The organism is Amphibacillus sp. Q70, assembly GCF_052055485.1.
Taxonomy (GTDB): Bacteria; Bacillota; Bacilli; order Bacillales; family Amphibacillaceae; genus Amphibacillus.
Window position 1 is genome coordinate 731,774 of record NZ_CP197171.1, and the last position, 12,945, is coordinate 744,718.

A 12,945-nucleotide genomic window follows, 5' to 3' on the forward strand; every position below is an offset into this window, starting at 1 on the left:
ATTAATTTACCATTAACTATGATGTGAAAATATTTGTGCTTAACTAAATTTGAACTATTTATAAGTTAATTGGAGCGACTAATGTAAATACTCTAAATATAAATAAGATGTCATTAAAGGTATAAAACGAAAGTTCAATCAGTGGGAGTTTTACGGACCGTTAGCTGTGGTAAATAATTCCTACTTTTAACTAACCTATAATCATGAATCAGTCAGTTCTTAACAAATATCCATGTGAAAAAATTGAGTATTTAAGCATATTGATGCTAGACACGTAATTATCATCATAGGTGAATTAGTAACACGAATTCGAAAGCGCTTTGAAATTATAATTAAGAATTTCAAGGATTTATTTGAAAGCGCTTTAGATCATATCAACAGGAAGGAGGGAATAATATTAGTCTGCTATAGGTCAACTGTTACTTAAATTAACGAAGGAGGAAACAAAATGATAAGTAAAAAAGGATCATTGTTTATTGTATTGATGATTGTTACACTCTTTCTTCCAGTTAGTAGCGTTCGGGCAAACTCAACAAATACAGTTAACATTGGGAAGGGGAGCTACTCCACTGAGCTTCCTGATATTGATTACGGAGGAATAAATGATCCAGGCTTTATGGATCAGCAAGGCGAACCACCTGAAGTCATCTATCGTTCTGATAACGTTACAGGTCCAATGCCAACCAATAGGTGGTGGGGCTCACTGGCTGTTGATCAGTTCTCAATGAATCAATATCCACATCCATTTAGTATCCGACATCGTTCTGAAGGATTCCATGTTTTTTACGATGCTCCACACAATATGGTTGTGCATGAGAATCAAGAGGCGGGGACTTGGCATATTAATGGGGCAATTGGGACAGACTTTTTGATTAAACATTCTCATACGAGTAACTTTCAACATGCGCTTGTCGATGATTATAACGATTGGTATGTAAGGGGATTGCTTGAGGATGGTTCACAAAATATGAAAGTAACATATGGGGTAGGTTCCCCTTATATTTTTGTTGAATATGAAAACGGATCAGCAGAATTAGAGTTTAATATTACGCCTGAAATCTGGGAGAACAGAGGAAACGTCATAGGCTTCTCCACACACGATAATAAACATTACGCAGCTTTTGCTCCACCGGGAGAGAATTGGTCTGGCATAGGGACGCAAAGTTTAACAAATAATTCGGATTACATCTCTGTTGCCAAACTCCCTGATCAGGATACAAGTATGCTAGATAAATACGAAGAATATGCATACTCCATTGTACGTGATGCTGTTGCTGATTATCAATACGATGAGCATACAGGGGTAGTCACAACAACTTTCGAAGTGGCAACGGAAGCAAAGACATCTGATGCACCAGATGGGACATTATTTGCCTTATATCCACACCAATCTCGAAATATTGCTGAGGCATCAGAAGATCAATTACTTCATGATTATCAGATTCGAACGATTCGTGGGCATATGACAGCATTAGAAGGCAAAAGTTTTCAAACTGAATTAACATACACCGGTGTTTTACCGTCACTCCCTGATGTAGGAAGCTATGATCGCAATCGGTTAACTGGTTATCTCGAAGATGCAAGAGCAGATTATGCAACCGGTTCAGACACTTATGAATTAGGAAAACATCTAGGTAAATTAGCAACTCTAGCTCCTATTGCTGATCAAATGGGCGAAACTCAAATTGCTGAAGAATTCCGTGATGAACTGAAATCAGTCTTAGAGGATTGGTTAAAGGCAACGGACGTTAATGATGTTTTAAAAGGTAAAAACTTATTTTATTACAACAATAATTGGGGAACCCTTTTGGGCTATCATGCGGCACATGGCTCAGCCATTCGAATTAACGATCATCATTTCCATTATGGATATTTTGTTAAAGCAGCTGCCGAAATTGCCCGTACAGATCCAGATTGGGCAGCAGAAGACAATTGGGGCGGCATGATTGATCTACTTGTTCGTGATTTTGCTGCTGGACGCGATGATGAGCTATTTCCATACCTTCGGATGTTTGATCCATACTCTGGAAACTCCTGGGCTGATGGGCTAGCAACATTTGATTCTGGGAATAACCAAGAGTCCTCTTCAGAGGCAATGCATGCTTGGACAAATACGATTTTATGGGCTGAAGCGACAGGTAATACAGAATTGAGAGATCGGGCTATCTACTTATATACAACAGAAATGAGCGCTATTAACGAATATTTCTTTGACGTCCATCAAGAAATTTTGCCTGATGAGTATGGGCCAGAAATTGTCACGATTAATTGGGGAGGTAAAATGGATTTTGCTACCTGGTGGCAATCTGGGTTAGTTGAAAAATATGCAATTAGTTGGTTACCTTTCCATGGGGGTTCATTATATTTAGGTCATCATTCTGATTATGTCGAAAGAGCCTATGAAGCGATTCGCGCAGAAAACGGATCTACCGACTGGAACTTTTGGTCCAATATGGTATGGATGTATCGTTCTTTAATCGATCCAGAAGATGCTGTTAACCAAATGGAAGCTAAAATTGATGATTATGGGGCATTTGATCCTAGCGATGAATCGATTATTGAAAGAGGAAGTACCAAAGCTCAAACCTATCACTGGATTCACAATTTAAATGTGTTGGGGCGGGTCGATCCTTCCATTACAGCTGATCACCCTATCTATGCGGTTTTTAACCAAGATGGTGAAAGAACGTATGTCGCTTATAATTATTCAAATTCACCAATCACCGTTAATTTCTCTGATGGACATTCCATTACCGTTGACGCAAATAGCTTTAATATAGGAAATGGTGATGAACCAGATGACCCTGAGCAACCTGATCCAGAAGAACGTAATCCATACACGACCATTCAAGCCGAATCATTCGATCAGATGTCAGGAATTCAAATCGAAGAAACAAATGATGAATCTGGTGGTGAAAATATCGGCTGGATTTCTAATGGTGATTGGGTGAAATATGAAAATATAAATTTCAATCAAGGAGCCTCTTCAGTAAGCGTTCGAGCCGCCAGTGACAATTCAGGGAGTATTGAATTTCGCCTAGGAAGTCAAACCGGGCATTTAATAGGCACGGTAGATATATCAAACACAGGAGGATGGCAACAGTGGGAAACATTCTCTGGTAAGGTCGATGTTGAAGGCATACATGATCTATATTTAGTTTTCACAGGCAATTCAGACTACGATTTAATGAATGTTAATTGGTTTGAATTCAGCTCAAATAATGGCGATGACAATAGTGATGATAATATACATTTACACAATCACTACACGGCTGGTATCACCAACATCACCAATGATGTGGCGACACTATTCTTCCAACCAACTATTGATGCTGTTTATGTCGATGTGCATATGATTATCAATAATGGTCAGCAGCTTAATTACAGGATGGACAAAATCGGTACAGATTGGGAACACATTGTCAAGCTATCACCTGACGATGCCATTAACTACAGCTTCACTTATGAACGAGAAGGCATACAACACTCTACAGATTGGTTCTCTTTCACTAGATAACCGTTGCGAACCTCTGTTAGGGAGTGAGCTTAAAATCATAAAATGAAACCTTTCAAGGGAGGCCCATAGAATAATAATTTTTACTAGTCTCCCTTTCTTTGTCTTATAAGGATTCAATTGATTCTTAAACGTGCTGGAGATCATTCCGTTTTTAATAGATCAACTTTACTGAACTAGTTAATTTCTTTTATTAAAAGAGATTTTTTATGCACTTAAACTAAGCATTTATTCATATGTCTATTTCACTAAAAAACTAAAGTACATATCGATTAAATAGTTTTATAAATTTTCCTCTTAGCTACATTGTCGTGAGATTATTTTTTTCTATAAAGAGATGAAAGGGTGGTTGATATGTTTAAATGGTCAAATAAAAACTTAACATTCAAGTATGGATCAGTTTATGTATTAACAGTTATCTTATTTGTTATTTCAGCTTTTTCAATTAATTTATTATTATCTGATACGAGACATGAAGTCGAAACGATGAATCAAAGCACAGAAAATTCAGTGACGCTTTATGAAATGGAATTACTCATACAAGAGCGCTATACGATATTAGGACAACATTTAGTGGCTCCTACCGAACATTCCGTGGGTAATTTTGAAGATACAATTGTAGCATTCAATGCACATTTAGAAGAAATAGAGCCGTCTATTGACTCAGAAGATAAACAGTACTTATTAAATACCATATTAGAAAATGATGCAGAAATCATTGAGAGTTTTGAAGAATATGCTTTACTAAGAGAAAATGAGAAAAATGATAATTTAAATCGACGTACACTAGATAATGCGCGAAGAAACTATCAGCAAAGTTCATTTTCACTCACTCAATTAAGAACTATTTTTGAAGAAGAAAGGCAACAGTCTGTGGAGGCTACCTTTAGCAGCTTCCAAAGTACGACTGAAATATTGGTCTTTTCGATACTTCTTTCTGTTGTTATTGGCATTATTGTATTGATTATTGTAAATTTCGATGTAAAAAAACGCCTTTCACGAATCCTTGGATTTAGTGAAAACATAGAACAAGGTCATTTAACGGCGAATAACTTAACGATCTATGGGAAAGATGAATTTTCTAAAATTTCCTTGTCCTTAAATACCATGAAAGATAGTATTGAAGATATTTTAAAAGATATTGCTTATGTGTCTGATAATATTGGTGTAAAAAGTGGCGATCTAGAGGAATCAGCAACATTCCTGAAAGGGGTTAGCAAAAATGTCTCAAGTAAATTAAATGAGTTAATTACGATTGTCGAAGAACAATCTGCATCTATCATTCAAATCTCAAGTACAAATGATCGTTTCAATGAAAGAATGAACTCGATTGAGCAGTTTAGTGCGAAGATGAAGACATCTTCTCTAGAAGTATCTTCAGATACAAAGGAAGGCATTTCATTGATGAATGTGACCGTTTCAAATATTGATTCAATTAATCAATCAGTCGCCAATACGGTTTCTAAAGTAAATGTGCTTGTAGAAAGAGCGGTCGACATCTCGCAAATTACAGAACTGATTAATAAAGTTGCCGAAAAAACAAATTTATTAGCATTAAATGCATCGATAGAAGCAGCTAGAGCAGGTAATTACGGTAGAGGTTTTGCTGTTGTCGCAGAGGAAATTCGTGATTTATCAGCAGAGGTCAATCAATCCATTAATGATATAAATGTTATTATACATGGCATTCAACAAGAAGCAAATGAAGTTAAATCAGTGTTGAAATCATCGAATGAAAAAACAATTGCTGAACAAAAGAAAATGGAACAAAACATTGCTAATTTAGTAAAAATTGAAAGCTCAGTTAATGAATTAGTTGGAAATATCGATAATATTTATACGGATATAACAACGATGACGGGTGAAAGTGATGAAATTAATGTATCGCTAGAGGAATTATCTAACTTATCTAATAGAACAACGATTCACATCAATGAGGCTAACGAATCAATATTTGAACAAAGTAATATTATAAAACAAATGAATGACCACTCTAAAGATCTTTACGATGCAGTAGGTCAATTAGAGGCATCAATGAACCGCTTCACAGTAGATAAAACAATTGAAGAGACAACGAATAATGACCTTAATTCATCAGATGAAAACATAGAAATTGAAGAAGGCAGTGTTAATGAACAAGTAACAGTTGACCACGAACCTAGGAAAACGATAACTATTGATGATGCTAAGCTTGAAACAGCAGCTAGTATCGAGAAACCATAAATAAAAATATTCGAGTATAAATTTATCAGACACCAAGCTTTCTACTTCTATGGAGACAGTCTCAATCTGTGGTTGTCAATGAAAAACTCCTAAGCCTTTGAGTACATCAAGACTTAGGAGCTTTCAATCTGACTTTAGGGATTTGTTGTCAAACAACATAGGTAAATAAGATGCTTAGAATATCATTAATAAACTTTACGAAGTCTCTCAACTCCCATTAGTCACCATAACAGAACATTTAATCCGTTAACGACTTTGTCGATTCCCGATCAATTAAGTCTACCGAGAGTATGACAGTTGAGAAATCCTCGTCCTTGTCATTAATTTGATCAATTAATAAATCGGCTGCTCTTTTTCCCATCAGTTCTGTGTTTTGTCGAATGGTTGTCAAAGCAGGTGTTATATGCTGAGCGAGATCGATATCATCAAAACCGACGATTGATATATCATCAGGTACTTTAAGTCCCGCTTCCTTAATTGCTTTTATAGCCCCAATCGCCATGGTATCACCGGATGCAAATACAGCTGTCGGTACATCATCTAATTTAAGCAAGTTATTCATCGCATGATAACCTCCTTCATAGGAGAAGTAGCCACCATCTACAATATAGTCCTCATTAATAGGCAACCCGTATTTATCCATCCCGAGCTTATACCCTTTTAGCCTTTCGTTGCCTGTAAATGTATCCTCAGCAGCTGCTATATGGGCAATTTTTTTATGTCCAAGCGAATATAAGTGATCAATAACCAATTCACAACCATAAACATTATTACTATAAATGACATTTGTCTTATCACTGTGAACATCTAATACAACACTTGGCAAAGGGGATTCGATTAATTTAACAACCTCTGGATCACTATAATTCGAACAGACGACAATAATCCCGTCAACACCTCGATAATAAGCATGGTCAATGTAACTTTTCTTTTCATTTCCGATAAAGCGATTAATAAATACTAAATCATAACCAAACTTTTCTGCTCTTTGCTTGAATCCTTCTATAACTGCACTAAAGAAAGGATGTTTCATCCCTACTCCTAAGTCTTCAACAAAGATCACACCTAAAGTAAAGGATTTTTTCATCGTTAATGACCTTGCAATAGAATTTGGAAAGTATCCCATTTCATCTACAGCTTCTAATATGATTTTCTTAGTCTTATCACTTACATCGGGGTAATTATTTAATGCTCTTGAAACAGTTGTAATAGAATAACCTGTTTCTTTAGCCACATCATATATTGTTACCAATTTTAATTCTCCTCTTCAACAAGTAGCCGCTTCTTAAACTCATAAGCAGATATTTTATAATATTTTAGCTGTAGAATTCACCTTTTATTTTACATTAAACAAGGAGGTTGAATACCAGCAAAAGAACGGTTCTTAAATCATTATTTTAAATTTACTCATACTAACTGTAAAATGTTCCTATAGAAACAGGTTTAACCCTTTGATATCCTTCTAATTAAAAATAAATCAATTTGCTCTAGAAATCAAGCCTCTCCCCCTTTTTAAAGGAGGAGACTGCCTTTTTAATTATTTAATGTTTGTCTTTTTCTTATCAAATACAAAGTACCACCAATGATCAGCAATACCAGTCCCATAACTAGATAGTTAAATAGATGGGTAGCTGTACTAGGTAATATCTCGTTCTCCTCTGATCCCCCTGTACCATTTGATTCGTCACCAGTTGCTTTAACAGGCTTAGACGTATCATCCTCAGCTTGATCAGAAGATTCTGATGTTTCAGCTAATTTGGCCAATTGTGATTGCAACACAGCCAATTGTTCTTCCAAATCAGCTATACTTTTTTCGATATGGGAAAAATCAGCTTCTAAATCACCATATTTAGTTTTAAGCTCTTCCAATTGACTTTCTAAAACTAATATTTTTGCTTCAAGTTCTGCTTCTTCCAATTCAGAAAGTCTAGCATTAAGCTCATCAATTAAGCTCTGTAATTCTCGAATGATCTCTTCTAATTCAGTTAAATCTGGATTCTCCGGATCTTCTGGGTCAGGATCTGGGTCTCCCGGTTCTTCTGGGTCTGGGTCTTCTGGATCTGTTCCTTCTACTTCTTCCACTTCAACTAATCTTACATTGTCAATCTTAATTGTATAGGGAACGGTTAATTCCGATTCATCTTCTTCTCTACCTAGACCAAACATAAGACTATATTGACCAGATTCAGTCACTTCAATAATTGCCTGATAGGTTTCCATAGTCGATCCAACACTGAATTCTTGAATTTCTGAACCTGTACCTGTCAATTCAACTCTTACATCCCTATCGTGGTCAGATTGCATATCAAACTGTACTTTGTAAGTACCAGCAGGAACCTCAATATCTTGTAAAAGTTGAATCTGCCACCATGCCCAACCTACTTGCTCAATTTCAGCATGAACAACACCATCCACAACGGTAAAGTTCGCCATTCCACCCCACTCTTCATGGAAACCTTGATTATGAATATTCCAAATTAATGGGTTATCAGGATCACCAAATTCCGTTGTTTCATCAAATGTACCATCAATAACAAGGTTTTCGCCGATTTCTCTCCACTCTTTATCTCCTGGGTCTGACGGTTCTTCATCATCAGGATCTGTTGGCTCTTCCCCGTTTCCCTCTAATACCTCACGAGCTCCTTTAACTTCTAATCTAACATTATCAATAAAAATATCATGGGTTTCTGTTATTTCTATATCTTCTACTGCACCCACTAAGAATTTCAAGCCAACCAGATCATCTGAAGTCATATCAAGTTCGTAACTAAATGTCTGTGTTTCCGATGTTAATTGAACAACATCTTCTAAGTAACGATGAAATCCACCAGCTTCACCATTATCTAATACGAGCTCTAATGTGCGATCAGTCGATGATCTTGCCTCAAATTCAACAATATAAGTGAGATCTTCATAAAGAGCCAATTCTTCTTGTGATAAAGAAATATCCCATGGATTATTTCCAGTATGTTCTACAGTAATCTTTGCCTCACCAGCTTCTTCTGTGAAACTAGCTATTGATGGTCCATCATAAATCCCTTGTACATGCTCATGCCAAGTTGTTAGTCCATCAGAAAAATCACCATTTACTAATGGGAAGTATTTTTCCCTTTCTCCCTTAACCTCAAATTTGATATTATCTAAGAAAATATCGTGATTTCCACCCTCTACATTGCCAAGTAAGAATTTCAAATCAACGACATCATCTACATCCAGATCAAATTCGAATGAAAATGTTTGCATCGTATCCGTTAATTCAATTAAATCACTGAAGTAACGTTGATAGGAACTATTTTCTACGACAACTTCAATTTCACGGTCTAACGTAGACCTTGCATCGAACTCAACGATATAAGTATTAAATTTTTTCAAGGGCATTCCATCCTGGCTTAACATAACATGCCATGGCTCCCAACCCGCATTTATAACCGTAGTCTTTAACTCACCATCAACAACATCAAAGGTTGCTTCTGAAACACCTGGTTCATGATCACCTTGAACATGCTCTGTCCAATTTGCCAGTTCATTCGTAAAATCACCATTCTTGAGTGGGAACGCATCCTCAAGTGAAAGACTAACATTATGGTTAGTCAATCGAATCAATTTTACATTATCAATAGTTACATCACTATCGTCTCCGCCTAACATGAACACTAATTGACTTTCAATATCTTCTGATGAACCCATCGTGAAAGTCAGTTCTTTTTGTTCCATTTCCGTTGATAAATGAATCATTTCTGTTCCCGAATAATTGATATCTCCATCTTTACTCATAAGGGCAACCCCTATATCTCTAGCTTCAGTAGCCCTTGCATCAAATATCAATTGGTATTCATCACTTTGAAGTAAATTAATCCCCTTCTGTGTCAATTTAATTGTTTCTGGGGTTGAACCACCATCTTCTATTGCTACTTCAAGTTCTCTTACATTCGAGTCAACTGAAGCAGCTGCCTCTGCACCTTCGGTATTGAAATCCCAATAAGTCATACGATCCATACGGCCTGAATCAAATGTACCGTTATAGACATGATTTCCATCACGTAATGGCTGTTTGGGAGCCTCTTCATTATAAGGATCAACACCATCAATTTCTTCTAAACTAACATTTCCAATCCAAACCGGATTTGTATTTGTACCCAAATTAAATTCCAAACGTGCAGCTGGATCTGAGTCATGCTGCATTTGAAAGGTCATTTCATATGTTTGAACTTCATTCGTTAAACTATAATCACGATTAGGAGAGTAGGTTGTCCAGCCTCTTGATTCTCCACCCCCTATTTTTACGTTCATATTCCGATTTGTATTCGATTTAGCATCGAAACTTAAAGTGTACCACCTTCCAGTTGCAAGTGTGACATCTTGAATTAATTGAATAGAATGGGTTTGACTCCCCCCATTTTCAATGTCAACCTTTGCAAATGACTGACCATTCAAATCATCAACAGATGCTGAACCTGTCCCGTTAAATTGTTCTAAATGAAGGAAATTCCAATAGTTTTTATCCCAATTCGATTCAACGTCTGAATCTGTTCGTAATGTGGTAAACCCTTGTTCAAAGTTAGGGTCATATACATAATTACCATCAATAGCCTCTTTAGCATTATCCGGTAACTCTTCCCCTTCAAATACGGGTTCCTCGGGCTCTCGATACTCTCTTCCTGTTAATTCATACGCCCTCACATAATCAACAAGTACTCGACTATCTTCAAATTCAGTTGTCTCATCTGGATCTCCACCATACCAGCCACCAACAGCAAGATTTAAAACAATATGAAAGTCTTGATCGAAAGGAGCTGGGTATGCGTATTTCGCTGGATTGTTTGGACCTAGACTTTCCCAATTGTTTAATGTCCAATAATGCTCATCATTAACGTACCAGCGAAGTTCACCTGGCTCCCATTCAAGTGCATAAACATTAAAATCTGATGTATCCGTGCCGTCCGGAAAATAGTAGTCTTCAGCTGTATGTGTATTGTTTGGCCAACGACCGCCATAATGTACTGCTCCACCTACTTTCTCCGGTGTAGCTCCTGCGTTTTCCATAATATCAATCTCACCCGATGATGCCCATACCCCATAAACGCTATCCTCAGGCATCATCCAAAATGCCGGCCAGAATCCCTGTCCTTCTGGCAAAGCCATTCTAGCCTCAAATCTTCCATATGTTTGCTTAAATCGACCACCATCAGAGATAACTTTACCGGATGTATAATGAAACGTTTCTCTTCCGTGGCCTGGTACATGGATAGTCTCTTCTCTTGCCTCTAAAACTAAATGACCATCCTCCACACTGACATTATCCTCTTGGTAATATTGACGTTCTTCATTACCCCAACCATGAATAAATTCACCCGTATCATCTTGATAACCATTACCCTTATCTATTCTCCAGTTGTCTTCATTTAATTGATCATCATCAAACTCATCATGCCAAGTTAATGTCCAATCCCCAAACGTATCGCCCACTTCAATCGGATCAGAGAGCTTTACCGGATCTACTGATTCTGACTTCGGCTCTAGTTCTGGTTCTGGTTCTAGTTTTGGTTCTGATTCTAGTTCTAGTTCTGAATCTTTTTCGTCTTGATCTTCGACCACTTCAAAGTTATAAGGGAGAACAATCTTTGAAGCATCATCTGGAGCATTAACTTTTACCTCTAGTGAACTTTCTCCAGACATCGGATAAACTTCAAGCTTAATTATACCGGAATCAAAGTTTTCATAGTTTATTGATGAACTTAATTCTTTGCTGAATCGCTGATATTCTTCCTCACTCGTATTTCCAGCCGTATTCATCTCGCCTACTTTCTCAACTACGTCCCAAGTGCCATCACCATTAAAATCGAAGGATACTTCTGCATGACTTGCTATAGCAGCACCTAGATCATTTAAATATAAATCCACTATCGTATGACTTGAACCATCATATTCTCCTGTTACATCCTCAATAATGTAAGTTAATCTTTCACCCTGTTCAACAACATCTGCCTTAGAAGAACTTCCCTTTTTCGCAAGCAATTCTCCTTCATGGTCTCCACTAATTAAATATAAAGACGTTGTTTTACTTTCTGTTGTTGAATCTTTTGTGCTCGCGCTTATGACATCGCCAAAATGAGAACTAATTAATAAAAACACTAGAAACATACTCAAATACTTCTTAAGCATCTTGTTCCTCCTTAAAATTAATAGGTTCATTTAATCATTACTTCGGGCAACTTCTCAGTGGTATGGATAAAATAATCACCCCCTTCAAAATAAATAAAGCGCTTTCGAAGGAGATGATGATTTTTATCAATAGCTTAGTAGACCTTTTCCTTCGAGAGTAAATCATCGAAAATGACTCGAGATAGTACATAGAATTCACTTCAGTTGGTTTTTCCTGTATGGGCTAACTTTTGCTGAATCAATACTAAAAGCGCTTTCAATTATAACGATGAGAATTTTATGAAAATATGATTCTACGTATGTCAATTGTCTCCTCAGTATTATGATGATGTATTCCTTACAAACGTGCGATAATTAATACTCATTAGGATAAATGCAAAAACACTCACTCCAAGCACAACAAAAATAGTTGTCGACTGTATCGCCAAAATATAATAGGCTATTAACCACATCAGTTGCATCAATGTATTTAACGGTTTAAAAAATACCATTCCGAAGGCAACTTTAATATATTGCAATGTTTTAAACTCAAAATGAGCCATCACGGAAAAAGTATTGACTAATGTCATAATTGCAATAAATGCAACGGAAAAGATGATCACATACAAAAAAATATGAATATGTTGATCATAATAGTAAGGAACAAAAGTGAAATTTACATAGATAATATAGAAAATGACTAAAAATATCGACCATATTATATTAGAACGAATAAACTCGGTTTTATAATAATGAAAGAACATTTTAAATAGCTTTAAGTCTTCCTCACCCATTAACCACTTTCGAATAACAGAGAATAGTGCTACTGTTGCTGGCATGAATCCTAAAACACCCACTCCCATTAGGAAAAACATGAACCATATTAGATTCAAGGCTACAAACCTATAGATGAGATCGGTAATTTTAAAAATCATATTCCCCAACATGAGCACCCCATTATTAAAAAATCATTTCGTTTATTCTTTTAATATAGTTAAACAGTAAACTTACGCCAAATTCAAAATATATGATTCACATTCAGGTCCTTTATTCAGTTAATAATAAAG

5 protein-coding genes are annotated in these 12,945 nt (G+C 36.4%); 2 read left to right on the forward strand and 3 right to left on the reverse strand.

The window, feature by feature from the left end:
* Window positions 1-448 precede the first annotated feature (448 nt).
* Both ACS127_RS03250 and ACS127_RS03255 read left to right on the forward strand, forming a co-directional pair.
* Complete coding sequence (locus tag ACS127_RS03250; RefSeq protein ID WP_440897031.1) at window positions 449-3,517, forward strand: glycosyl hydrolase; 3,069 nt, start codon at window positions 449-451, stop codon at window positions 3,515-3,517.
* 351 nt (window positions 3,518-3,868) lie between these two features.
* Complete coding sequence (locus ACS127_RS03255) at window positions 3,869-5,737, forward strand: methyl-accepting chemotaxis protein (RefSeq protein WP_440898067.1); 1,869 nt, start codon at window positions 3,869-3,871, stop codon at window positions 5,735-5,737.
* A gap of 238 nt (window positions 5,738-5,975) precedes the next feature.
* On the opposite strand, the gene ACS127_RS03260 is transcribed toward ACS127_RS03255, so the two are convergent.
* From ACS127_RS03260 to ACS127_RS03270, 3 genes are all read right to left on the reverse strand, one after another.
* A complete protein-coding gene (locus ACS127_RS03260; RefSeq protein WP_440897032.1) occupies window positions 5,976-6,989 on the reverse strand; it encodes a LacI family DNA-binding transcriptional regulator in 1,014 nt (337 codons plus the stop codon).
* Between the two features lie 281 nt (window positions 6,990-7,270).
* On the reverse strand, window positions 7,271-11,899 hold the full coding sequence (locus ACS127_RS03265) for a carbohydrate binding domain-containing protein (RefSeq protein WP_440897033.1): 4,629 nt from the start codon (window positions 11,897-11,899) through the stop codon (window positions 7,271-7,273).
* 320 nt (window positions 11,900-12,219) lie between these two features.
* Window positions 12,220-12,825, reverse strand: coding sequence for a YesL family protein (locus tag ACS127_RS03270; protein ID WP_440897034.1), 606 nt, complete (start codon window positions 12,823-12,825; stop codon window positions 12,220-12,222).
* Between the last annotated feature and the right edge of the window lie 120 nt (window positions 12,826-12,945).

Coding starts and splice junctions, on each gene's coding strand:
- ACS127_RS03250 (WP_440897031.1), top strand. CDS start 449: ATGATAAGTAAAAAAGGATCATTGTTTATTGTATTGATGATTGTTACA.
- ACS127_RS03265 (WP_440897033.1), bottom strand. CDS start 11,899: ATGCTTAAGAAGTATTTGAGTATGTTTCTAGTGTTTTTATTAATTAGT.
- ACS127_RS03270 (WP_440897034.1), bottom strand. CDS start 12,825: ATGTTGGGGAATATGATTTTTAAAATTACCGATCTCATCTATAGGTTT.
- ACS127_RS03255 (WP_440898067.1), top strand. CDS start 3,869: ATGTTTAAATGGTCAAATAAAAACTTAACATTCAAGTATGGATCAGTT.